The sequence below is a fragment of the Foetidibacter luteolus genome (assembly GCF_009650435.1).
Lineage (GTDB): Bacteria > Bacteroidota > Bacteroidia > Chitinophagales > Chitinophagaceae > Foetidibacter > Foetidibacter luteolus.
The window spans coordinates 77316-101486 of record NZ_VVIP01000022.1 but is presented as its reverse complement, the minus strand read 5'-3'; the positions used below and the strand labels follow the sequence as shown (position 1 = coordinate 101486).

The window sequence follows — 24171 nt, the reverse complement described above, 5'->3', positions numbered from 1 at the left end:
TGTGTAGTATCAAACCGCCAGAGAAACTTGCCTGCCTGTTCTCTCTGATTCCTGAAAAAATCTATAGCTAATTTCGTTATTATCCGCTTAGCCTCTTTTTTAGGATAGCCAGAAAATAGTTTCCATTGCTTTCGCCAAAACTATCTAATAATGAAGCACTGCCGGGCTTACAATCAAGCTCAAGATAAAATTCATTATCAGCCGCTGTGGTAAACTGAAGAACCATATTGTTACCCTCGCAAAGCTCAATACAGTCAATTAAAACCCCTCGTATAAGTCCTGTAACACCGTCGTTACCAATATGCATAAAGGGCTGTCGTTTCACTGACTCCTCTAATGTCATTTGTTGTATTGATTCTTTCATGTAAGTGCTGACAGTATATTGGTGGTTGCAAATGAGTATTGTAAATAATGATGGGAGTAAATATACATAGTCTCTATAAAGCAGGTTAAGCCTTCGCTTACATGCCCCGTAAAGATTTGCAGTACAAGAGTGCGACGCAAGGGACGCCTAATAGCATTACTCCTGCCGGGCCCATAAAAATGCTTATGCCGGTAACGGCAGGCATAAAAAAACCGGGCCTGCTGGTTCCCGGTTTTAAATATAGTGATTGCAAATGCTACTTGCTAAGGTGCATGCTGCGCTCTTTGTACAAAGTGCGGAAGTAGGGGTCGCGAAGGTCTTTGATAAAACGGATGGCTTCTCCTGTACTTTTCATTTCGGGGCCTAATTCTTTGTTTACGCCCGGAAACTTGTCGAAGCTGAACACCGGTTCTTTTATGGCAAAACCTTCCAGTTTTTTCTCTATGGTAAAGTCTTTAAGCTTCGCTTCTTCCAACATTACCTTTGTAGCAATGTTAAGGTAAGGAATCTGGTATGCCTTGGCGATAAAAGGTGTAGTGCGGCTGGCACGGGGATTGGCTTCGATTACATATACTTTGCCGTCTTTAATGGCAAACTGTATATTGATGAGGCCGCGTATATCCAGCGCCCGGGCTATTTTTTCAGCATAATACTCCATGGTGGTAACTTCCATGGGTGTAAGGTTAAAAGCAGGCAGAACGGCATTGCTGTCGCCACTGTGGATGCCTGCTGGCTCTATATGCTCCATAACACCCATTACATGAAAATCTTCACCATCAAAAATGCCGTCTATTTCAGCTTCCTGGCAACGGTCGAGAAAATGGTCAATCAATATTTTGTTGTTAGGAATGTGCTTCAACAGGCTTACCACCGCTTTTTCAACCTCGTCATCATTGATAACAATACGCATGCGCTGGCCACCAAGTACGTAGCTTGGCCTTACCAAAACGGGATAGCCAACCTGGTTAGCCACTTCGATGGCTTCCTCCGCAGTGTAAGCCGTGCCGTATTGTGGGTAGGGGATGTTAAGCTCTTTCAGCAGGTCGCTAAAGCGGCCACGGTCTTCGGCAATGTCCATATTGTCGAAGGAAGTGCCGATAATTTTAATGCCCTTAGCGTTTAGTTTTTTGGCCAGCTTAAGCGCTGTTTGGCCACCAAGCTGAACGATGACGCCATAAGGCTTTTCCAGTTCAATAATTTCCCATAGATGTTCCCAGTAAACGGGCTCGAAGTACAGCTTGTCGGCCATATCAAAATCGGTGCTCACGGTTTCGGGGTTACAGTTAACCATAATTGCTTCGTAACCACACTCTTTAATAGCTAATAATCCGTGCACGCAGCAATAATCAAACTCAATGCCCTGGCCTATGCGGTTGGGGCCGCTGCCCAGGACAATGATCTTTTTTTTCTGCGATGGAATAGATTCGTTGGAAGAAAGTACCTGGCTCATTTTTATAAATTGCGCAAATGTAAGGGCTGTGCAGGTTTAAGCCAAATGAATAAATTTTATACTAACTGGGGCCAAATAGCGTTTAGGCTTAATGGCAGGCGGGCAGCATATTGTGGTGATCAGGTATCTGTATAAAACACCGGGCATAAATACGAATGGATGTAAGCATTGAAGAGCCATTAAAGAAAGATAACATATTGGCAGTCTTTTTGCAATTATCTTAATAACATATTAATGGAGGTAGGTTGGCTACACCCCGTGTTACACGCTTATTTAACTTAAATTGCGGCCAAATACCAATAATAACTCCTGTTGAATGACCTTGAAATATTTAACTATACTTCTATTACTGCTACCTGTAACCCTTTTAGCGGAAACCTTTACTGTAAATACAAATGCTGATAGCGGGCCCGGCTCTTTACGTGCTGCGTTACAGAACGCACAGGCTAACGGAACCGGGAATACTGATTCCATAGTTTTTGCTATTTTGAATTATAGTTTGCCGGGAAGAACAATAACACTTCAAAGCCCGTTGCCGGATGTAAGCGCTAACCTTGTTATAGACGGTACTACACAAACAGGCCTTGCTTTTGAGCTTAGCGGCGCAAAAGTTAAACTACAGCCGGGCGCCAATTACCCTGCGTCGGGAACCATGTTTAACCTTACGGCCGGCAACAGTAACATTGAAGTATATGGCATTTACTTAAAAGGTAACTCCCCGTCCCATACCGCTTTGCTGACGAACGGCGTATTGTTGAATAACGCTACCAACATTAAAATAGGCAGCCTTACCGGCGGGAATGTTATTTCGGGTTTCGCCACGGGTATTGGTTTTACCGGCTCAACATCCAGCAACATAGATATTACCGGCAATGTTATAGGCCTTAATGAAAAGACAACCATTAATTCTGACAATGAAACCACCCAAATAGCCATTAATGCTGAAAATGTATTGAATATAACCGTTGCCAGTAATGTCTTGTATGGTACTACCAATGCCTTCAGGTTTAACAGTAACGTAAAGGGGGTAACCAGTTATTTAAATTTTACAGGCAACAGGGTTGGCACAGATATATTTGGTTATACACTTCCGTCTTATCCCGCAACCAGGCCAACCAACCTGGTTTATATTTCAGGTAACGGAACAAATGGCCAGTATGATAGTGCTGCCGTATTTACTCTGTACATAAGGAGCAACACGGTTACGGGTAACGCGGTAAATGGTTTTTATATCGGCGATGGCCTGGCGAGCACGGATTTTAGTTTTATTACCAACTCCGTGGGGGTTGACGTAACTAATAACCGCAGCGCTTACACTTTTGTAAGAGGTATTTATGTTGGTTTTACCGGCAGGCCATGGGGCTCTTCAACACTGCCGCCGGGAAGATTTACAGGCAACAAAATTTTCTTTTGTACAGAAGCAGGGCTTGTTCAGGAACAATGCTACCTGTATGTAAATGATAACAGCTTCTATTGTAACACGGAAGGCATTAAAAGCCTGCCCACTAACGACAATGTAATAACCATTACCAATGTTACAGAAAACACCATTGAAGGCACCTGCGCACCTGTTGATAATTTAAGAATTGACTTGTACACCGTAAGGGACTGCTCGGGCAGCGCTTGCCAGGGCTACGCGAAAATTGCGAGCTTTTTAAAAAAAGGAACTGGCAACACATGGTCTTACTGCGGGTATATACAGGGTAAGGTTGTAGCTGTTAGCTCTTACGCCGGCACTTCTTTTTACTCCAGCAATTTTTCCAACTGCATCCAGGCGCCCAGCAAACCGGTTGTAACGCAGGCTTCATGCAAACGGCCTACCGGCAGTATAAGAGGCGTTGTTATACCAGCCAACAGTACCATAACGTGGATAAACTCCCAGGGCGCTGAAGTTGGTAATACGCCAGATTTACTGAATGTAGCGCCGGAAAAATATGTTTACGAGGTAAAATCGCCTGACTGTAGTTACAAGAGTGACACTTTTGAAATACGGATTACCGGTATTCCCAACATCAACACCAACCGTGTAAAAATATTCCCCGAGGTATGTGGAAGTGATGGCGCCATCCTGTACATACTTTCAAACGAAACCGACAGCCTTAAATGGATAAATGATGTTGGCGACACCGTTTTGGTGGGGAGCACCACACTGGAAAATCAGCCTTCGGGCCGTTATAAATTACGTGCCGGCAAAGACCAGGACTGCGCTATTGAAACAGACTGGTTTACCATACCTGATGAAAGAACCCGTGTTGACAACAATGCCATATCCATCACGCCTGCCACCTGTAGCCGTAACAATGGTATTGTAACTTATACCAGCACTTTTCCTGCAGATTACCTTTTCTGGTGGAGTAATTCATCCAATACGCCCAGGGATACCAACAATTACACTATTGACAGCCTTCCAATGGGTGGTTACCGCCTGCACATTCAGCGTGTTACTTACGACAGTAGCTGTACCACCAGCTTTGGACCGTACAGTGTTACGCGTATACCAGCACTTTCTTTTGATATTAGCAATGCAGCCATCGGTAATGCAAGTTGCAGTAACAGTAACGGCTCTATTACCAATATTACAGTTAGCAACGCTGTTGGAAATGTTGCTTATGTATGGGCAGACTCAACGGGTAAAACTGTTGGAACGGGGCTTAACCTGTCAAATGTTCCGGCTGGCCGCTACTTTTTAAAAGGTAAAGATGAAAGTAGTTGCGACACGGTACGCACAGCTTATTTTACCCTGCTTAACGAAGGTGTAATTACCATTGACAGCAGTAATATGGTTGTAAAACCAGCATCGTGCCTTGGGCCGGATGGCGGCATTGAAAATATTACCGCCACCGGGGCAGACATTTACCAATGGATAAACACAGGCAGCCAGGCGGCAGAAGGCAATAGCGGCAACCTGCAAAACGTGGCCCCCGGCAGCTACCAGCTTGTACTGAACAACAGCTTTGGCTGCGAAACACGCAGCTATGCCATAACTGTTCCGCAGGCTGTTTTTGATACAATCACGGTATTATCTGTTGACCAGTCTGATGCGCATTGCAATGAGGCCAATGGGTCCATCAATATACTGCAATATGATAAAGACGCCTCCCTATACAGCTTTGAATGGATTGATAACGGCAGCAATACCATTGTTGGCAGGACCAACCAGATATCGGGCTTAGACTCCAGCTCTTACAGCTACTATGCTACCGATACCAATGGTTGCCGCGGCAATATTTTTACAGCCAGCATTATTCAAACAGGGCAGCCAACGCTTAACGAAACAGGGGCCGTAGTTAAAAATGACAGTTGCAGTTTAAGCAAAGGGAGTGTTACCGGCATTACCGTGCAGGGCGGTGGCGCACAATACACTTACCAGTGGGTTAATGCTGCTACGCAACAAACCGCATCGCCTTACGCTTCTCTTACCAACGTGCCGGCCGGCAATTATTACCTTATAGCCAAAGACCAGTTTAACTGTACTGTTCAAGGCAGTGCCTTTACTGTAAATAATACAGACGCGGTGCTGCCGTTGCCAGATGTACGGGAAGTGAACATTGTACGCGGCAGCACGGCAACAATAAGGGTGAACAATGCCGTTGGCGGCGTGTATGGATTGTACAGCACACCGGCATCTAGCGCACCGTTAAATACTTCGGCGGCCGGTATTTTACAAACACCTGTATTGCAAACGGATGCCGTATTTTATGTGAGGCTGCAAAGCGGCAGTTGCTACAGTGAGTTTGCGAGTGTTAAAGTAAACGTGTTTGATAAATCTGCCTTGCTGGCACCCAACGTATTCTCTCCCAATGGGGATGGCATAAACGATACATGGGTAATTAAGCAGGTGGGCTTTGTAACCATACAATCCATCATCATCTTTAACAGGTATGGGCAGCAGGTGCATACCATGCGGGATCTAAATATTCCGTGGAATGGCACATCTAATGGCAAGCCGTTGCCTGTAGGTACTTACTACTATGTAATACAGGCAAAAGATATTCATGAAAAGCCCATTAAGCAAACGGGCTATGTGGCTATATTGAAATAATACCAGCAGTCGGGTACTCATCAACAAAAAAAGAGGGCGAACAGGATTGTGCTACGCCTGTTGATAGCCCGGTAATTTTTCAAATGTAATATGATCAGATAGGTGTGATGCCCACCGGGTGAGGGATTGAAGCGGTTACGCCGGTGAGGCCATGGCAGTGGGGCTCTTGTGCCGGAGTAATAGCACAACCGAGAAAAAAGCAACTAAATGTTGCTTTGACGAAGGTTGCGAACGTAGTTCTGCCCTGCCCGAGGTACGAGGGACACCCCCAAAAAAATTTCTTTCGGGTAATGAATACTACACCCTGATTGCCTCTCTTACAACTTGATGCTTAGATGGTAGCGAATATTTCTTTTTCAGTAAGCGGGTTGCCTTGAAATTGATCTTTACGGCTTAAAGAACGGGCTTTTTCTATTGCGATTTGTACTATGTCATAAGTGGAATGCGTAAGCCGCAGGGGGCTGGGTTGCGGCGCCTGTAACCATTTTTCCACATGTGCGGGAAAAAAATCATCAATTGTCTTAATTATGGGCACACCAAACTTTTCAAGCGCTGCTGCATTGCAGCTTTGCTCGTACTGGCCCTTTATAGGCAGGCACAGCAGTTTTTTGCCCATATACAAAGCTTCAGCAGGGGTTTCAAAACCGGCGCCGGTAATGATACCACAGCTTTTGATCATGCTTTTGTTGAATGCCTCATTACTTACGGGTATGAAAGTAATATTGCCTTCCGGTGTTATACGTTTTACCTGTTTGGAGAAAACCTGGAAACGTAGGTTCTTTAATTTTTGTAATTGGTTAGCAACGACCCTGTCGTTGTAGTGCGATAAATACACTGTAATATGATTGTCATCAACAGGGACGGCGCTTAATATGTCTCCTTTAATAACTGGAGGATAGATAAAGTTATCGTAAGCTTCAAAATGCAGGCCAATATATGCGGCGGCGGCGGCATAATTTTTAAGAATGAATTCTCCGGCTGCATCTTTTCGGGACGGTCTCGGCGTTTCAGGCGACTGAAAACTTGCCTGGTGGCCAAAGTTGATGCAAGATAGCTTTTTTATTTTACATGCCAGCGATGTAATACTCTCAAAATCGTTGATGATTATATCATATTTTTCCAATGGCAGTTGGTGTGCCTCTTTCCAAACCCTTGCCGGTTGCAGTTGGCTAATGGTTTTACAGTAAGCAAGCCCTCCATTGGCATTGTAGAAAAGGCTTATGCCTTTGCTGCGGTATTTAACAGGCAGGTTTACAGCCAGGCTGCTGTTACTGCCGCTTAAAAAAACATCTACTTCTCCGTATTGCTGCAGGTACGGCATTAACTCCATAGCCCTTGCTATGTGCCCATTGCCGGTTGCCTGTACCGCGTAAAATATTTTTAGCCCCTGGCCCCAGCCTTTAAAGTGAGATATATGTGGTGTGTAAGAAACTTCACTCATTGTCGTTGGTTTAGTAAGTAAAATACATGCCTTGCAAGGCGGTTAAAAATTAGCCGCGTACCCATCCTGGTAACCTTTAAGGTTTTGGGAGAGCGAATTGATAAACAACGCCACCTCGTCTGTAACCACATTCAATTCAGGCAGTTTTTTCTCCATTTTTATTACGCTGGCGCCGCTAAACTGCTTTTCATCGTACTGGTAAATTGTCCACTCGTTATTGCGGTATTCAAGGCTGGTAAGGTTTTCTATCCAGTCTCCGCTGTTCAGGTAAGTAACCTTGCCGTTTTTTGTTTCAACAATCCTTTTCTGCGGCTGATGTATATGGCCGCATATAACGTAGTCGTAATTTTTTTCTATAGCCAGCTCCGCAGCGGTTTGTTCAAAATCGGCAATCCACGAAACAGCTTTTTTAACACTGTTCTTTACCCTTTTGCTAAAGCTCATGCGCTCTTTGCCGGCCAGCTTAAGTATCCAGTTAATAAAGCTGTTTAGCATTATCAGCAGGTCGTAACCATGGCCGCCCAGTTTAGCCAGCAACCTGGCACTGCCCCTTGTGGTGGCATCAAATACATCGCCGTGAAAAATCCACGTCATCTTGCCGTTAATCTCCATTACTATCTTATCAGTAAGCTGAAAGTTGCCAATCTGTATATCACTGTAGCGGCGCAGCATTTCATCATGGTTGCCGGTTATGTAAATAACCCTGGTGCCGTTGCTGAGCAAACACATAATTTCTTTAATTACCTGCAGGTGGCTAACCGGAAAATAGCGCTTGCTAAATTGCCAGCCATCAATAACATCGCCATTAAGAATGAGGATTTGCGGAGAGATGCTTTTCAGGTAGTTGACTATCTCAGTAGCCCGGCAACCGTAAGTACCCAAATGAAGGTCACTCATTACCACTACATCAACCTGTCTTCTTTCCATAGAATTATGAGGTTTTACAAATTACCAACCTTAATGTTACCTCGCTGTTATGCAGGCATTATTACAATGTGATGCAATTGTGAAGAAATTATTAAGAGCCTGGGGTTAGCTGTTCGCTGTTGCGTTGGGCATACCTCAAATTGCATATTACATTTTTTGATACCAGCGATATAACCAGTGGCATCATCGTTGCGTCGCAATCACTTCATCGTTCGGTCCACCGGGCGGCTGCAGTCTCGCTGTGCCGGCAGGCTGGTGCAACACAAGGCCTCTTGGAAGTAGCAGTGATAACGGGTTTGGTACTTTTTAACATCTTTCTTTTTAAAACTACTTCGTACTTCGTAACTCATATTTTTAACTACATGAGAATTTTCATTTTTATATTTATAATAGCTGCTCCGGTATTATGCGCCGGCCAGCAACAGCGCTGGGAAGCTTATATCGCTAATTTTGAAAAAGGGCCGGGCTCCGTTACCACCAACCTGGGTTTGGTTGATTATAAGGAAACCACCCGCTATCCTTTCCTGGTAGTTACCGGCGTAAAGTTTAGTAACTGCACGGTTGACGGCTTTCCGGCCAAGGATGAGTTTGATAAGCTTTACCTTGTAAGTGATAGTATTGAAGCCGCTATACAAGGCTTTACCAAACACATTTACGCAGGTACCTTTAGCTACCAGTGCGAAAGACTGCATTACCTGTATGTGACTGACACGTTTGAATTAAGGCAAAACCTTGAGGAAATGTATAAGACAAGGTTTCCCGGTTATACTGCCAAAACAACTATCAAACTGGATGCAGGCTGGAGCACTTTTCACGATTTTCTTTATCCTAATGAACAAACACTGGAAGTAATTGAAAATGGCAGGGTGATAGCCCAGCTTCACAAAGCCGGCGATAAGCTGGAAAAGCCCAGGAAAATTGACCACTGGCTGTATTTTAAAACCGAAAAAGGCCGTGCGGATTTCCTGGCCTATGTGCAACTGGAAAAGTTTAAAGTGGAAGACAGCAGCTACGTAAAAGACAGGAAGGACTCATTACCCTACAGCCTTCATATATCCCGCACAGACTATGTGGAAGTAACTTCTTTAAGTAAAACAACAGCGGCTCTAAGGCAGTCGGTACGCAAATACAACGGCGAATACGATGGATGGGAAAGTGCGGTGGTAAAAGAATAAGGTAAATGGTAAAGCCTTATATTCGGGTTCTTATAATTGTTGAAGAAAACAAGGGATATATGCCTGCCATAAAACTTAAATCCACCAGTACCAAAGCCCCGGATGGCTTAGACAAAGAGCAAACAAAAGCCAAAACAGCTACGCTTCTTAAAGAGCTTGACGAACTGCAAAACCTGTTGTATGCGGAAAGCAAGCATTCCATACTTATTATACTGCAGGGTATGGATGCCAGCGGAAAGGATGGCACTATACGGGATGTGCTGGGCAACTTAAACCCACAGGGCGTTACCGTACAATCCTTTAAAGTGCCTACAGCAGAAGAGCTAAGCCACGATTTTTTGTGGCGCATCCACCGCCATGTACCGCCTAAAGGCATGATACAGGTATTTAACCGCAGCCACTACGAAGACATACTGGTAACCCGGGTGCATAAGATAATTGATGATAAAACTGCCCGTAAAAGAATGGCCGCCATTAATGATTTTGAACAACTGCTTACAGAGCATAATAATACGCACATACTGAAGTTTTACCTGCACATATCGCCGGAGGAGCAAAATGCAAGGCTGCAGGAACGCCTTGACGACCCACGCAAGCAATGGAAATACAACGAGAAAGATTTTGAGGAAGCCAAACTTTGGAATGAATACATGAAAATGTATGAGGATTGCTTTACGCATTGTAACCATGTGCCGTGGACCATTGTGCCCGCCGATCAAAACTGGTACAAAGAATACCTTGTTACTGAAGCCTTGCACAGAACATTAAAATCGTTGAAGATGCGCTATCCCGGGCTTAAAAAATAGAACGGCATGCGGAGCTGTCGGTATTTTTTAATATTTTAGTTATCAATCTCTTTAATCCTTTATCCAAATGGTTCTGGCACACTATGTGTTTTTAAACCGGTTCCGTTTCCCTTATATACATATTGTTCTATAACACAGTTCATGCGGCGGCATGCACTGGTATATTATACTTTAACCAAAAATCAAACTACTATGGGCTTTTTAGGAGAGTTTAAAAAATTTGCCGTTAAAGGCAATGTTATTGACCTGGCGGTGGGCGTTATTATTGGTGGCGCATTTGGCAAAATTGTTGACTCAGTTGTAAAAGACCTGATAATGCCCCTTGTAGGTACCATTTTTGAGGCAGATTTCAGCAATCTTTATATCAGGTTGTCTTCTAAAATACCGGAAGGTTTGCCCCTGGAAAAAGCAAGGGAAGCAGGGCCGGTATTTGCCTATGGCAACTTTCTTACCATAGTTATCAACTTCCTCATACTTGCCTTTGTTATATTCCTGCTGGTTAAAGGCATTAACAGTTTAAAAGATAAGGAAGAAGCGGCTGCAGCGCCACCTCCGGGGCCTTCTTCTACTGATAAACTACTGATGGAAATACGAGACGAGTTAAAGGCCAAATAAACTTATCAACCGGCAAAGCCAAGTTTTCCATATTGTACCGGCAGCACTATGTAGCTGTAGCTGGTATTGATACATTTGTAAGTGCTGAAGTGTAAACAGCTTCGGCACTTTGCATTATTGCTGTTAAGATTATTCAGCCTGCGGCACAATGGAGAATAGCGGACAAGGCGTAGAAGAGTGCGACGCAAGCAAAGCTCAATAGCAGTAATTCAGCCGGGCTCATAATAAAAATTCCGTTTTACCAGTTATTATTACATCATGGCTACCAACGCTACCGCATACCAGATAAAATTGCCGCAGTTTGAAGGACCGTTCGATTTGCTGCTTTTTTTTATTGAACGGGATGAACTGGATATTTACAATATACCCATCACTAAAATCATTAAGGATTTTTTGGCGTACGTGCATGAGCAGGAGAAACTTAATATTGAACTGAGCAGTGAGTTTATTTTGTTTGTAAGCACATTGATGCGTATTAAAGCAAAGATGCTGCTGCCCCGTAAAGAAATTGACGCCCAGGGCAATGAAATTGACCCGCGGCAGGAACTGGTGGACAAAATTCTTGAGTACAAGAAATTTAAGGAGGCGGCTGTTGAAATGGCTGAAATGGAAGCCATACGAATGCTGATGGTTAAACGAGGTAACCTGCACAAAGAATTGGCTACGGTTGGGGAAGCGGCGTCTGAAGGCACTGAGATACAAAATATTACCCTTTTTAAACTGATGAAAACGTTTGAAAGGGTGATGCAGCGGCTGCATGATAAAAACAATAAACCTGTGCATACCGTGGTGCGTTATAATTATACCATGGAAGGCAGCCGTGAAAACATGATGAACATGGTGAGGAAAGAAAAAACGGTGGCTTTTGAAAAAATATTCGACACCTGCGAAAACCGGATACATGCTATATTCCTCTTTCTGTCTATGCTTGAGCTGGTACAGCTAAAATATATGGCCATAATGGTAGGTGATGGCCGCAACAATTTTATTGTTGAATGGAATGACAACAGGGAGCCTGACGTAGAGATAAAATTTGATGGAACAGGAAACATTGTAACCAATCCTGTTTTGCTTAATTAATGCCCCTGGCGCCTGTTAAATTTCGCTTATCCATTTTTTAAAGGTGGATGCATTTTCCTGGCTGATGATGATCTCTTCATTTACCGGTACGCTTAATTCAAGGCTTATCTTACTCTTATCCACCGATTTGTAACGATTAATATAATTAGCGTTTACAATGTACTTACGGTTGGCCCTGAAGAAAATGCTGTCGTCCAGTTCTTCTTCCAGTTCCGCAAGCGTGTCAATTTCGGCTAAAAACTTTTTACAGTCTTTATCAACCACAAATACCACTTTGTGTTCTGTAAAAAAGTAGGCTATATCTTCCAGTCTTATCGTTTGAAATTCAAGACCCTTTTTAACCACCACCCTTGACCTTTTCTTCTGCTGGTGGTTAAGGTAATCCAGCAGCGTACTGTAATTATTCACAAAATGCTGCTGCAGGTTCTTGTACTTTTTGATGGTATTGTTTATCCTGCTGCAATCAATGGGCTTAAGCAGGTAATCAATACTATTGTAATCCAGCGCCTGGGTAATATAATGATCAAAAGCGGTGGTAAAAATAACCGGGCAGGTAATATTACTTTGTTTAAGAATATTAAAGGACAGCCCGTCAGAGAGCTGTATATCCATAAATATCAGGTCTGGCAAAGGGTTAGCATTTAACCAGTTAATACTGTTTTGCACGCTGCTCAGCGTTCCAATGATTTTAACCTGTTCATCCGCATTTCTCAAACACTCCATCATATTTTCCAGCGCCGGCCTTTCATCTTCAATTATTAAAACTTTCATTGCTTAATGCTGATTATGGGTAGTTTAACAACGAAATAGTTATTAAACTCATCTTTCAAAATATTTCTGCGGGCAATAAGCCTGTACCTGTTGTCAAGGTTGGCCAGGCCAATTCTTGATGAAGGCACAGGGTATGCTTTTTTATGCATCCGGTTCTTAACAACTACATAATTCGTTTCAACGGAAACCTGTATTTCCAGTGGGTCTTCATCGCAAAAATCATTGTGCTTTATGGCATTTTCTATCAGCGTTTGCAGCGATATCGGCAATATCAGGTTTTCTCCCGCACCCATATCGTTTATCTCAATGGTCATATTAATAGCATTGGCAAAACGAATCTTTAGCAGGTAAAAGTAATTACTGATAAACTCCAGTTCTTCACGTAGCAGCACTACATCTCTGTGTTTGTTGCTTAGTATGTACTGGTAAACCCTTGCCAGTGTATCATTATATAGTTTGGCGTTTTTTGCATCGGCCACAATAAGGTAAGAAAGGGTATTGAGCGCATTGAAAATAAAATGCGGGTCAATCTGGTTTTTCAGGGCATGCAGCTCAGCCTGGGATTTTGCAAGGCTTAACTGTTCCACACGGGACAGGGTATGCAACTGCTGCCTTATCAAAAAAAAGTTCTCATAAATGTTGGTCACAAAAGCGGCTGCTATAATGATAACAAAGGTTGAGTTAATCAACGGGTTCCAGTTGGTAAGTTGTTCGTGGGAAAAAGACAGCCATACATATATAAGACCTGCTGATACCAGCCCTGAATACATTACATTAGACGCCAGCAGTGCCAGTATTTTGTTATAGTACGTTTCTTTCTTCCATTTCACACGGTAAGACAGGTATTTCATCAGCAGCACATTGCCTTGCCATACAATAAACGACACTATCACAAAATATCCATAGCTCAATAATAGTTCATGTAGCTGGTAGGCAGAGTTGGTGATAAGCCTTGTAATATTGGGTATAAGAATACCAAACAGCGGTATGCCAATCAGTTTTACAATTCCATCGTTCAGAAATTGTCTCTTGCGGTCAAGCGTTAGCGAAGGTTTAATATCACCGGTTACATTCATGTACCTGAGTGCAGTTGGTATAAATAATAACGCAATGTTGAAAGCAGGCCATTATAATAAAAAGTTAATTGTTGTTAAAATGCCCTCCGGCGTTTTGAGCTGATATTAGGTTATATGATTTTTCGCTTCGGTTGTATAGTTGAAAGATTTGTGCCCTTGTTCAATCGGTTGTTCGCTAATAATACCCCATGCATAGTGTCAGGTTTCAAGGATATATTTATTTGCTTGAGCGGTTAAAATTCCGGTTTCGGTAAATTTTACACTCGCTTACCAATAAGTGCGGCTTAATTTCGAAAAAGCTATGAACTTATTCTTGTTAAGCATAAAAGATATTTTAAGAGAGTAGTATTTTTCTCATGTGACTTGGGTGGTTTCTACCACCTGTCATTTTTTTAGAAACCTTCTTTTGCCATGAGATAATTTTACTTCCGTTCATCTTCCGGCTTTATTGTGTGGCTATGCTGTTATAACAGCTACCTGCCGGTTTTTCTATCATCAGTACTAAATTTCTCATCCCTGCTTATGACGCTGGATGCACTGATATTTTCCAACAGCCGCAATTACCGCCGCTCCCGTCATTTTATTTTCTGGTTTGCCTGGATATTGTATTATGCAACCGTTTCGGCATTGCTGTGGAAGTCTGAGTATGGCTTTATGAAAGCCTTTGTAGAATCCTTTATGGAAGTAACTGTTTCCACACCGTTGGATATGTTGTTTTGTTACTTCATCATCTATTACCTGCTGCCGCAATTCCTGTTCAGGGGGCGTTATATTGCCATGGTTTTGCTATGGGTGCTGGCAAGCTTTGTTATCATCATTGCCTTTGAGCTGTACTTTTACTACTGTGTACCTTTTATAAGAGAGTTAAACGGCATGCCGGTTCCAATGCCCAGGAAGAACATCATGGGCAACTTCTTTAGCCTCTTCAGCCAGATAAACATGGAGGGCTGCCTGGCTGCCGCCATAAAACTGGGCAAACTCTGGTACATCAAACAACAGGAAGTAGAACTGTTGAAAGAAGAAAAAGCCAAGAACGAAGCTGAGGTGGAAAAGGGGCATACTCAACCGTTCTTTTTGGCAGATATACTGGAGCGTGTGGAACAGGTATCTGAGCAAAAGCCTTCGCAGATGCCTGTGTTGATGAAGAAAATTAAAAGCCTGCTTGTATATGCCCTTTATGAAAACAACCTGGGCACTATTGCCATCGCCAAAGAATTACAACTGCTGAATGAATACATAGAGCTTAGCAAAGCGACTGCCAGCAACCCGGTTGAAATAACGCTGTACACAGAGGGTGACATGATGGCCAACAGGATTGCGCCATTCATTATACTGCCCGTTACTGAAAATGCTTTCAAACATGTATCTCTGCTTGCAACGGAACATAAAAAACTGCACATTAACATCTCCGCTGATAATGGCAACTTCAACATGCGGTTAACATGGAATAAACCGCCCGACACCTCTACACTCACTAATGGCAGCAATATTATTCTTCAGAACATCAGCAGGCGTTTAAACCTTATTTACCCGCAAAGCCACGAGCTAAAGGTGTTGATAGAGGTTGACCAGGTCATCATATCTCTATATATCAACCTGCGTAAAGCAATTACCAAATAACCAAAAGAAACCTTGCCATTTGGTTTTTACTTTGTAGATTAAGCTTATAATTTTTGTTACATGCCTGCTGTAATAACCAAGGGTACTATTGAAGATGCTGAAGTGCTGTCAACACTGGGTGCCAAAACTTTCTATGAAACATTTGCTTCTCACAATACAGCGGAAGATATGCTGCAGCATATACAGCAACATTTTACGCCTGCCACCATACAAAAAGAGTTTAGCGAGAAAGGTGTTCAGTTTTTCCTGGCCAGGTTAGATGAAGAAGTGGCCGGTTATGCCAAGTTGCGCCGTACCCAAAAGCCGCATGAGCTGTACGGGTTAAAGCATATTGAGTTGGAACGTATCTATGTTTTGCAAAGCTTCCAGGGCAACCGTATTGGGCTGTTGCTGATGAACGAATGCATACAGTATGCCCGCCGCAAAAAATACGAAATACTTTGGCTGGGTGTGTGGGAGCATAACCAAAAGGCCATAGCTTTTTACAAGAAACTCGGCTTTACTGTTTTTAGCGAACATGAGTTTGTGCTGGGTACCGATAAGCAGAACGATTACCTGATGAAGCTTGTTTTATAAAAGCCGCAGTCAAGTTTACTTTTCTCCTGAAAAATATTGCTGAAAAAAAAGTAGCTGGTACAGTATGGAGTTAGCCCAGTAAGGCCCATCGTGCCCGCCCGGCCTTTCAATGTAGTCATGGTCAATTTTCTTTTCCAGCAATGCTTGGTGCAGGTTGCGGTTTACCTGCAAAAAAAAGTCATCAATGCCGCAATCCACAATAATAGAAAGCTCTCTGTTCTTCAGGTTATTTGCCTGGCTTATTACCGTATGCTGCTGCCATAGCTGCTGGTGGCTGCTGTAATCGCCCAGGTCTTTGGCAATATCCCAGTTTTTAGGAAAAGGCGTAAAGTCAACACCCCCGCTGGTACTGCCGGCCGCACCGTATTTATCCCTGTGCCTAATAGCAAGATACATGGCCCCATGTCCGCCCATGCTCAGGCCTGTAATGGCCCGGTGCCGCCTGTCTGCAATGCTGGCGTATTTAGCGTCTATATAACTTACCAGTTCATCGCTTACAAAAGTTTCATAACGTATGCTGCTATCCACCGGGCTGTCAAAATACCAACTGCCAAAACCGCCATCAGGACAAACAATAATGGCATTCATTTCATCGGCCTTTGTTGCAAGGGCGGGGCAGGTGTTTATCCATTGCGCATAGTTGCCGCTATAGCCGTGCAGCAGGTAAACCACCGGGTAGCGAAAAGATTTTTCATCGTATGCGGATGGCTTAACAATAACACATTTGATATTCTTGTGCATGGCATTGCTATACACTTCAACAGTATCTGTTGTGCCGGCTTTGGCATATTCAGTTAGCAGGAAGAAAAACAGTAAAACGGCCAGCTTTTTCATAACAATGTTTTTACCCGGTAAATATAATGCTACAGAGTTTATTATGGCTTCAAGCTGGTTCAATCACTATTATGGCTGCGCCATTTTTATTTTTATGGGCCCGGCAGAAGAATAAGCATGAGGCTTCTCTTGCGTCGCACTCTTATGCGCCTTGTTCGCTACGCAGCTTTTCCCACCTTGTAGTAGCTCAACCCCGGGTACTGCCTTTTCAGAGCCTGGCATTTTTACCGTTCATCAAATATAGCTTGACCAGAAAAATTTGGTTATATAAATTTGATATCAAAATAATATCATTTTATATGGAAAAGATTATACGCCCCATCTCCGGTTTTTTAATACTGCTTGTTGGTTTGCTGGCGCTAACCGGCGCAGTGTACCTGCTGGTTAACAGCGGGCACGCAGGTGGTTCCCGCCGGGCAATTATTTTAATGGGTATCCTGCTTATACTGGTATCAATATTCTTTATGAGCGGCCTTACTATCATCAGTCCAAACCAATCCAAAGTGTGTACGTTTTTTGGCAGGTACGTGGGTACTATTAAAGAAAACGGATTGCGTTATGTAAATCCGCTGTATTCAAGAAAACGTTTATCGTTACGCTTAAACAACCTGGAAAGCTCCAAGCTGAAGGTGAATGACAAAATGGGTAACCCTATTGAGATTGCCGCTGTTATTGTATGGCAGGTAAAAGACACATACAGGGCCTCTTTTGAGGTAACGAATTATGAGCAATACATTAAAATACAAAGCGAAGCCGCAATAAGGCATCTTGCTGTAAGCTATCCTTATGACAATATGGAGAACGAGCATGCTTCTCTTACATTAAGAGAGGGCGGTGAAAAAGTTACTGAAATGCTTACCGCAGAGCTAAATGAACGCAGCGCTGAAGCCGGCATTATTGTTAAAGAAGCCCGCATAAGCCACCTGGCGTATGCTTCAGAAATTGCCGGCGCCATGCTGCAAAGGCAGCAGGCCACGGCCATAGTTGCTGCCCGCTACAAAATAGTGGAAGGCGCTGTAGGCATGGTAGAACTGGCACTGGAAGAATTGTCTAAAAAAGAAATTGTCAGCCTGGATGAGGAGCGTAAAGCCGCCATGGTAAGCAACCTGATGGTTGTATTGTGTGGTGAAAAAGCAGCCACGCCTGTTTTAAATACCGGCACTTTATACCAGTAACATGAAAGAGTTCAATAACGAAAAAATATTGTTCAGGGAGCGGCAACAGTTCCGGCAGGGATGGCTTTGGTTTTTGCTGGTGTTCAGTACAATAACCTCGGTGCTGTTGCCCACAGTGCTTATGTTTAATGAGGGAAAGGTAAAAGATGGGCTTTTCGCGGTAGGGTTGGTTTTGTTTATGGGTGCTGTTAACATGTTATTGTTTTACATAACCAGCTTTGAAACCGTTGTTACCGTTAAAGGTATTTATTACCGCTGGATGCCTTTTTTTAGAAACTATAGTTTTATAGATATTCAGGCTATTGCGGACATAAAGTTGCAGAAGTGGACCAACACAAGCTGGGGCTATTCCAAAACAAAAAAATGGGGTAAAGCGCATACCGTTAGCGGAGACCGTGGTGTTGCCATTGATATGAAGGATGGCAGAAAATACTACATAGGCAGCCAGCAGGCTTTAAGCCTGCTAACCAGTTGCGAGCAACTGATGCTTAACCCTTTTAAGCATGCCCGGTAAAACCCGGCATGCTTTTATTGTTTAATACATTAAACGCTTTGCAGTTTGAAGAAGAGTTTTGTTTTACGCATAGATGAGGCAGCTTACAAGGCGCTGGAGAAATGGGCCGGTGATGAATTCCGCAGTGTAAACGGGCAGATTGAATGGCTGCTTGACCAAAAGCTGAAAGAGGCCGGAAGATTAAAGCCAGGGGAAGAGAGCGCTGAAAAGAAGGTCTCGCCTAAGAAAAAACAGGGGTAAGGCAAAGGCCGCGTATAGCGGAAAATTATAAGGCCGGGATAACCCCCCGGCCTTTGTTGTACGTGGTATTTTATGCCAACACTTCCCGTGCTATTACAATTTTTTGAATCTCCGAAGTGCCTTCGCCAATGGTGCAAAGCTTGGAATCCCGGTAAAATTTTTCCACGGGAAAATCTTTGGTGTAGCCATAACCGCCAAATACCTGCACTGCTTCTGTTGCAACTTTTACAGATACCTCACTGGCGTAATACTTAGCCATGGCCGAAAGTTTGGTAACCTTTTCGCCACGTACTTTCAAATCGCAGGATTGTAACACCAGCATTTCTGCCGCTGCTATTTCTGTGGCCATATCGGCCAGCTTAAAGCTAATGCCCTGGAAGCTGGCAATCGGCTGGTCAAACTGGTAACGTTCTTTGGAATACTGCAATGCCGCTTCATAAGCGCCTTTGGCTATGCCCAGTGCCAGCGAAGCAATGGATATCCTGCCGCCGTCCAGTATGGTAAGCGCCTGGCGAAAGCCATCGCCTATTTTGCCAAGCCGGTTAGTATCGGGTATGCGGCAATTGTCAAAAATCATTTCCGCAGTTTCGCTGGCCCGCATACCCAGCTTGTTTTCTTTTTTGCCGCCGGTAAAACCGGCAGTGCCTTTTTCTACAATAAACGCGGTACTGTTCCCGCTTGTGCGGGGCTCGCCGGTACGGGCAATAACCACGGCAATGTCGCCACTTTTGCCATGGGTTATCCAGTTTTTGGTGCCGTTTAAAACCCAGTCATTCCCGTCTTTTATTGCTGTTGTTTTCATGTTGCCTGCATCGCTGCCGGTGTTGGCTTCTGTAAGGCCCCATGCCCCTATATATTCCGCCGTAGCCAGTTTGGGCAGGTATTGTTTTTTTTGTTCTTCGTTGCCAAAGGTTAAAATATGGTTGGTGCAAAGGGAGTTATGTGCTGCCAGGCTAAGCCCTATAGATCCGCACACTTTCGCTACTTCTTCAATAATCACTTTGTATTCGTAGTACGATAACCCTGCGCCGCCATACTCTTCAGGTACCAACGCACCCATCATGCCCAGTTTGCCCATTTCTTTAAATACCTGTACAGGAAATTCCTGTGTTTCATCCCACTCCATTACATAAGGCTTTATGTGCTGCTGTGCAAAATCCCTGGCTGTTTCTGCTACCTGGCGGGTAAGCTCGTTTATTTGGAAATTCATACGCTAACATTTGTTAGTAAGCAAATGTAAGGGATGCAGGGAGATTTATCACTACCATTTAACGGATTAGGCAGATTATCCTGGTAATGCACTTTATTTAAGTATCATTTGCGGTTTAGTCTTACTGCCTGGTAAGTTCTTCAGTAAAATTTCAGGGGTGCCCCCAAGCTATCGCAAGGGGTCGGGCTTTCCACTATTACTCCGCCACAAGGCCAGGCTGCGAAGGCTTCAGCGGGGTAACCGTTTCAATCCCTCACCCGAAGGTGTAGCCTGTTGCCGCTTTGCAGGCAGGTTGTATTGTTGCATGCCACATAATATTGCTACGAAACAGCAGGCTTTACAGGCATAGCCGCTAACATTCAACTTTAAACAAAAGAACACGGAACAGGCAAACCTACCTGGTGGGAAAAGCCGCATAGCGAATCCAACCGCAGAAGAGTGCGACGCAACGGCAGCTTAATGCCTGTTCCTTCTGCCTGGCCCATAAATTTTCTGTTAATGCCGGAAACAAAAACACTCAATAAACAACCAGGCTTAACCCGCATTGATTATTGAGTGTTAAATATGAGAAGAAAACCGGGTTAGCCCCTGCCGCTTCTTGTTACTGCATCCTGCAATTCGGTGTTGAACTCTTCCGCGTTCAACAGGTCTTCCAGGTTAAGATGCACCCTGTAGCGCCAGTAATTTTTTGGGTTAGCCGGCACGTTGATACGCTCATCATGGGGCTCTTCCTTACGTATTTTCTGGTTAATGCCCAGCAGATCCTGCACCTGGAAGATGCTCCACATGGCGGGTGAAAACAGGTGTTGTTCTACAATTGCTTTATTAACCCATGCATCGCAGAGATAAGGCGCATACCCTTTTTGGCCCATTACCGTATTGTAAAAACGTTGGGATTTGTTGCGGTCTTCCTCCCACCAGCTACGGATGGTACTCATGTCGTGGGTGGATGGTGTAACCACGCTCAGGTATGGCGCATCTGCCGGATGGAAAAACTCTTTGTGAGAATCTTTGGGCATGCGTTGTATCTCAAGGCTCAGTATACCCAGTTGTTTCATCACATCGTGTACGCAGCCGGGCACCAGGCCAAGGTCTTCGCCGCAAACCAGCATATTGGTTACACGTTTAAGGCCCGGCAGTTTTTGCATGGCTTCCACTTTCCAGAAGTTGTCCTGGCGGCGGAAGAAATAGTTAACATACAGGTCTTTCAACTGGTTTTGCGTATGCCCATCCAGTTGCCTGAATGATAACGTGTTTTCCATGGAAAACCGGAAATGGAACAGTTGCCCGTCGCTTCCTTCTGCTTCAAAAAGGATTACATTGGAAATAATATTGAAAAGCGACTGCTTCAGCCATGCGTTGTGTGCATTCTTTTCAAAGCCGCCAAAATAGTTTTCTATCTGTCGTTGCGTGGAGAATTCCGGTTTTAGCAGGTAATTGCCAGAGCCATCTTTTAACAGGTAAGTGCGGCGTATATAATCCTGCTGGTCACCAAAAGTATCGTTCAGTATTTTATCGGTAATGTAGGGCCTGGTGTAGCGGTTAAAGTCAAAGGCAATGCCCCTTGCATGAAACTCATGCACGCTTACCGGTATGGCTGGTTCAAAATGCCCCATAATACCTTCTACAGAATGGTAGGGGATGCTCCAGATGCGGAAGAAGCCCAGTATATGGTCTATGCGGAAAGCGTCAAAATAATAACTCATCTGCTCAAAACGCTGTCTCCACCAGGCAAAGCCATCATGTTTCATTTTTTCCCAGTTGTAAGTAGGAAAGCCCCAGTTTTGCCCTTTGGGTGCAAAATCGTCCGGCGGGGCGCCAGCCTGCATGTCCATGTGGTAAAGCCCGGGCTGCTGCCAGGCATCGGCGCCGTAGCGGTACACGCCAATGGCTATATCGCCTTTAAGTATAATGCCGTTGGCGTGGGCGTAGTCAGCCGCTTCTTTTAGCTGCAGGTGCAAATGGTATTGTATAAAATAATGCAGTCCTGTAGCATCCTCGTTCTGGCTGGCCAGCCCGGCTATTTCCTGCGCATTGTAGCTGTTGTACTGTGGCCATTTATTAAAATCAACAGTGGCGTATTTATCCCGCAGGTAGCAGAACGCCGCATAAGGGGTAAGCCAGTGTTTGTTCTTTTCAAAATACGCCTGGTAATCTTCTGAGGCAAAAGTTTCATCTTTCAGCAGCGGGTAAAGCTGTTGTACCAGCTTCCATTTAAGGCTATTTACCGCTTCGTAATCTACAGCACCGGCCTTGTTAATGCGCAGCCGCTCATCTTCCAGGGCGGTAACCAGGTGTTTTCCCTTTTCACCGGCAACTTTGGCCAGGTTTAGATACATGGGGTGCAGCGCAAAAGCAGAAATGGCTGCGTAAGGGTACGAGTCAACCCAGGAATGCGTGGCTGTGGTATCGTTAACGGGTAATATCTGTATCAGCTTAAGGCCGGTTTTTTTAGCCCAGTCAACCAACAGTTTAAGGTCAGTAAACTCGCCGCAACCAAAAGCATTTTTGCTGCGAAGGCTAAATACCGGAACAGAAACGCCAGCCCCTTTCCATGTATTATTCGGAAGCACGGCAAACCCATCATTAATAATGCTGAAAGAGGTTTGCACCGGTGAAGCCTGCAGGAACCTGTCGGCCCCATCTTCGTAGCGCACAATTTTTTTCTCTTCCACATCATACACCGCGTATTTGTACTTTACAGGAAAATGCGCTTTAGACAAATCAACACGTACGGTAAACTCGTCTTCATTTTCCTTCCGGCTAAGTAGTACAGGGGCATCTTTTTTCCAGTTGCCCAGGCTTTCCGCTGCGCCGGTAATACAAATGGTTTGGCCTTTTGTAAGCAGCGGCGCTTTTACTTTCAGCAAATGCGTTGCACCAACCGTTTCTGTCGGCGCTACCGCTGTGTAATTATCTTTTAGCAATACATTGGTAAAAGGCTCGGTGTAAAAGGCATTTTCATAAAAACCGGCATGGTTCCATGCGTCGCTTATGTGTATGCTGTTGCCGGTAATCAAATCCGCCTTCAGTACTTTATCGCTGCCCCAATCGTAGCTAACAATGCCATCAGGGTAGCGCAGCACATGGTTATAGGTTATGCCCTTTTCAGGCATGCTGCTTATGTCCAGTTCAGTATCTACCGCCCACAGGTCGTTATGTACATAATGCATTGGCAATGCCTTGCTAATGTCTTCATTTCCAAAGATTTCATGGTTGCCGGTTATAAACAGGTGCTGGCCATGTTCTGTATGAAAACGCAGGTGCATTACCAGTTTTACAGTAGCAGGGGCCTGCGGCGCCGGCTCAGTTTCCGCAACGGGTGGTGCGGTAGCCGGTTCGGCAGTTTCAGCTATTGTTTCAGTAAACGGTATGTTTTCTTCAGCTACAGGGGTAGCAACCGTGGCTGCTTTTTTAGGCTTGGCAGCCGCTTTTTTCGGTTTTGCGGCTGGTATTTCTGCGGGGGCCTCTGCTTCAGGCGTTGCTTTTTTGCCTGTTTTTTTTGCGGGGGCCTTGGCCGTTGGTTCTTTTACCGCGGCTTTTTTGGCGCGGGCAGCTTTTTTTACAGGTGCTTCTTCTTTAGCTGTTGTTTCTTCTTTTTCAGGTGTAACCTGCACCGGAAGAATAATATCTGGTAAAGGCGCCGGGGCTTCTTCTTGTTTTATTTCAGCCTTTTTTGGTTTGGCTACGGGCTTTGCCGCCTTTTTAGCCGCAACTTTTTTAGCTGTTTTTTCTTTGGTAGTCTTGTCTGTTTCTGCTACAACATCATCGCCGGTTTTCTTTGCTTTCTTAGCAGCGGCTTTTTTAGGCGCCGGTACCGGCAGGCCGTTTACAGTAGTTTCCGCAGTAACTGCAGGAGCCTGTTCCGTAGCCGGTGTATTTTTTTCAGTTGCCAAAATAGTAAGTTTTTTGAGTGGGCAAATTTAGAAAACGATTGCTTGCTAACCTTATTTAATTATCCCGCAAACAAACGGTCGTTCGGTGTATAAGTCTTGATATGACTGATTTTCGTAATACCGGGGTGCCCATAAAGGGGGTAAAGTAATATTCATACAGCAGCAATTTTTTGCAGTTAAATAAGCATTTTTTGGTTACGGAGGTTCGTCACTTTGGGCGGCTTCCTTGTGTCACTCACTTGTACGTCCGAAGCTTTTTTCCGCAAATCCTCCTTCCGTATGACCATGTGTATAGCTAACAAAAGCCTGCAAAGATGAAGCTAAAGTAAACAATGTGTAATTATTACACAAAACTTTAT

At 44.2% G+C, this 24171-nt stretch carries 19 protein-coding genes; 10 read left to right on the top strand and 9 right to left on the bottom strand.

The features are described 5' to 3' along the window. Positions 1–79 precede the first annotated feature (79 nt). Positions 80–364, bottom strand: a complete 285-nt coding sequence (locus tag F0364_RS06600) for a hypothetical protein (protein ID WP_153796978.1) — start codon at positions 362–364, stop codon at positions 80–82. Positions 365–620: 256 nt separating this feature from the next. Continuing rightward, the gene (locus tag F0364_RS06595; RefSeq protein ID WP_153796977.1) at positions 621–1814 is read right to left on the bottom strand and encodes a carbamoyl phosphate synthase preATP-grasp domain-containing protein; all 1194 of its coding nucleotides are present in this window, start codon (positions 1812–1814) and stop codon (positions 621–623) included. Between the two features lie 316 nt (positions 1815–2130). Here F0364_RS06595 and F0364_RS06590 point away from each other — a divergent pair, with 316 nt between their 5' ends. Further along, on the top strand, positions 2131–5856 hold the full coding sequence (locus F0364_RS06590) for a T9SS type B sorting domain-containing protein (RefSeq protein WP_153796976.1): 3726 nt from the start codon (positions 2131–2133) through the stop codon (positions 5854–5856). A gap of 331 nt (positions 5857–6187) precedes the next feature. On the opposite strand, the gene F0364_RS06585 is transcribed toward F0364_RS06590, so the two are convergent. Beyond that, the gene (locus tag F0364_RS06585; RefSeq protein WP_153796975.1) at positions 6188–7297 is read right to left on the bottom strand and encodes a glycosyltransferase family protein; all 1110 of its coding nucleotides are present in this window, start codon (positions 7295–7297) and stop codon (positions 6188–6190) included. A gap of 42 nt (positions 7298–7339) precedes the next feature. Next, on the bottom strand, positions 7340–8224 hold the full coding sequence (locus tag F0364_RS06580) for a UDP-2,3-diacylglucosamine diphosphatase (RefSeq protein WP_153796974.1): 885 nt from the start codon (positions 8222–8224) through the stop codon (positions 7340–7342). 362 nt (positions 8225–8586) lie between these two features. On the opposite strand from F0364_RS06580, the gene F0364_RS06575 reads away from it, so the two are divergent. The 4 genes from F0364_RS06575 to F0364_RS06560 all read left to right on the top strand — a co-directional run bounded on the left by F0364_RS06575 (position 8587) and on the right by F0364_RS06560 (position 11900). Beyond that, positions 8587–9399, top strand: a complete 813-nt coding sequence (locus tag F0364_RS06575) for a DUF695 domain-containing protein (protein ID WP_153796973.1) — start codon at positions 8587–8589, stop codon at positions 9397–9399. A 59-nt stretch (positions 9400–9458) separates the two neighbouring features. Then, positions 9459–10205 carry a PPK2 family polyphosphate kinase gene (locus F0364_RS06570; RefSeq protein WP_153796972.1) on the top strand — a complete coding sequence of 249 codons (747 nt, stop codon included), beginning with the start codon at positions 9459–9461 and terminating at the stop codon, positions 10203–10205. A 192-nt stretch (positions 10206–10397) separates the two neighbouring features. After that, the gene (mscL, locus tag F0364_RS06565; RefSeq protein WP_153797045.1) at positions 10398–10820 is read left to right on the top strand and encodes a large conductance mechanosensitive channel protein MscL; all 423 of its coding nucleotides are present in this window, start codon (positions 10398–10400) and stop codon (positions 10818–10820) included. A 258-nt stretch (positions 10821–11078) separates the two neighbouring features. Then, the gene (locus F0364_RS06560) at positions 11079–11900 is read left to right on the top strand and encodes a segregation and condensation protein A (RefSeq protein ID WP_153796971.1); all 822 of its coding nucleotides are present in this window, start codon (positions 11079–11081) and stop codon (positions 11898–11900) included. Between the two features lie 15 nt (positions 11901–11915). Here F0364_RS06560 and F0364_RS06555 read toward each other — a convergent pair whose 3' ends face one another. Further along, the gene (locus tag F0364_RS06555) at positions 11916–12671 is read right to left on the bottom strand and encodes a LytR/AlgR family response regulator transcription factor (protein WP_153796970.1); all 756 of its coding nucleotides are present in this window, start codon (positions 12669–12671) and stop codon (positions 11916–11918) included. Continuing rightward, positions 12668–13747, bottom strand: coding sequence for a sensor histidine kinase (locus tag F0364_RS06550; protein WP_153796969.1), 1080 nt, complete (start codon positions 13745–13747; stop codon positions 12668–12670). The genes F0364_RS06555 and F0364_RS06550 overlap by 4 nt, the downstream gene beginning before the upstream one ends. Positions 13748–14269: 522 nt before the next feature. Between F0364_RS06550 and F0364_RS06545 the strand changes: the two genes are divergently transcribed. After that, positions 14270–15367, top strand: coding sequence for a histidine kinase (locus tag F0364_RS06545; protein ID WP_153796968.1), 1098 nt, complete (start codon positions 14270–14272; stop codon positions 15365–15367). Positions 15368–15427: 60 nt separating this feature from the next. Then, entirely contained in the window at positions 15428–15943 is a 516-nt protein-coding gene (locus tag F0364_RS06540; protein ID WP_153796967.1) for a GNAT family N-acetyltransferase, read from the top strand. A gap of 15 nt (positions 15944–15958) precedes the next feature. Here the strand turns inward: F0364_RS06540 and F0364_RS06535 are convergent, their stop codons facing one another. Next, complete coding sequence (locus F0364_RS06535; protein WP_153796966.1) at positions 15959–16777, bottom strand: alpha/beta hydrolase; 819 nt, start codon at positions 16775–16777, stop codon at positions 15959–15961. A gap of 299 nt (positions 16778–17076) precedes the next feature. On the opposite strand from F0364_RS06535, the gene F0364_RS06530 reads away from it, so the two are divergent. The 3 genes from F0364_RS06530 to F0364_RS06520 are packed head-to-tail and all read left to right on the top strand — an operon-like array spanning position 17077 to position 18706. Continuing rightward, positions 17077–17952 (top strand): SPFH domain-containing protein, encoded by an 876-nt coding sequence (locus F0364_RS06530; protein ID WP_153796965.1) that lies wholly within the window; start codon positions 17077–17079, stop codon positions 17950–17952. Between the two features lies 1 nt (position 17953). After that, a complete protein-coding gene (locus F0364_RS06525; RefSeq protein WP_153796964.1) occupies positions 17954–18466 on the top strand; it encodes a hypothetical protein in 513 nt (170 codons plus the stop codon). 45 nt (positions 18467–18511) lie between these two features. After that, a complete protein-coding gene (locus F0364_RS06520; protein WP_153796963.1) occupies positions 18512–18706 on the top strand; it encodes a type II toxin-antitoxin system antitoxin in 195 nt (64 codons plus the stop codon). 70 nt (positions 18707–18776) lie between these two features. Here the strand turns inward: F0364_RS06520 and F0364_RS06515 are convergent, their stop codons facing one another. Beyond that, on the bottom strand, positions 18777–19916 hold the full coding sequence (locus F0364_RS06515) for an acyl-CoA dehydrogenase family protein (protein WP_153796962.1): 1140 nt from the start codon (positions 19914–19916) through the stop codon (positions 18777–18779). A gap of 581 nt (positions 19917–20497) precedes the next feature. Further along, the gene (locus F0364_RS06510) at positions 20498–23812 is read right to left on the bottom strand and encodes a 4-alpha-glucanotransferase (protein ID WP_235921020.1); all 3315 of its coding nucleotides are present in this window, start codon (positions 23810–23812) and stop codon (positions 20498–20500) included. Between the last annotated feature and the right edge of the window lie 359 nt (positions 23813–24171).

Bases quoted from the DNA above. Each gene is read 5' to 3' on its own strand.
- F0364_RS06600 (WP_153796978.1), bottom strand. From the start codon at position 364: ATGAAAGAATCAATACAACAAATGACATTAGAGGAGTCAGTGAAACGA.
- F0364_RS06595 (WP_153796977.1), bottom strand. From the start codon at position 1,814: ATGAGCCAGGTACTTTCTTCCAACGAATCTATTCCATCGCAGAAAAAA.
- F0364_RS06590 (WP_153796976.1), top strand. From the start codon at position 2,131: ATGACCTTGAAATATTTAACTATACTTCTATTACTGCTACCTGTAACC.
- F0364_RS06585 (WP_153796975.1), bottom strand. From the start codon at position 7,297: ATGAGTGAAGTTTCTTACACACCACATATATCTCACTTTAAAGGCTGG.
- F0364_RS06580 (WP_153796974.1), bottom strand. From the start codon at position 8,224: ATGGAAAGAAGACAGGTTGATGTAGTGGTAATGAGTGACCTTCATTTG.
- F0364_RS06575 (WP_153796973.1), top strand. From the start codon at position 8,587: ATGAGAATTTTCATTTTTATATTTATAATAGCTGCTCCGGTATTATGC.
- F0364_RS06570 (WP_153796972.1), top strand. From the start codon at position 9,459: ATGCCTGCCATAAAACTTAAATCCACCAGTACCAAAGCCCCGGATGGC.
- mscL (WP_153797045.1), top strand. From the start codon at position 10,398: ATGGGCTTTTTAGGAGAGTTTAAAAAATTTGCCGTTAAAGGCAATGTT.
- F0364_RS06560 (WP_153796971.1), top strand. From the start codon at position 11,079: ATGGCTACCAACGCTACCGCATACCAGATAAAATTGCCGCAGTTTGAA.
- F0364_RS06555 (WP_153796970.1), bottom strand. From the start codon at position 12,671: ATGAAAGTTTTAATAATTGAAGATGAAAGGCCGGCGCTGGAAAATATG.
- F0364_RS06550 (WP_153796969.1), bottom strand. From the start codon at position 13,747: ATGAATGTAACCGGTGATATTAAACCTTCGCTAACGCTTGACCGCAAG.
- F0364_RS06545 (WP_153796968.1), top strand. From the start codon at position 14,270: ATGACGCTGGATGCACTGATATTTTCCAACAGCCGCAATTACCGCCGC.
- F0364_RS06540 (WP_153796967.1), top strand. From the start codon at position 15,428: ATGCCTGCTGTAATAACCAAGGGTACTATTGAAGATGCTGAAGTGCTG.
- F0364_RS06535 (WP_153796966.1), bottom strand. From the start codon at position 16,777: ATGAAAAAGCTGGCCGTTTTACTGTTTTTCTTCCTGCTAACTGAATAT.
- F0364_RS06530 (WP_153796965.1), top strand. From the start codon at position 17,077: ATGGAAAAGATTATACGCCCCATCTCCGGTTTTTTAATACTGCTTGTT.
- F0364_RS06525 (WP_153796964.1), top strand. From the start codon at position 17,954: ATGAAAGAGTTCAATAACGAAAAAATATTGTTCAGGGAGCGGCAACAG.
- F0364_RS06515 (WP_153796962.1), bottom strand. From the start codon at position 19,916: ATGAATTTCCAAATAAACGAGCTTACCCGCCAGGTAGCAGAAACAGCC.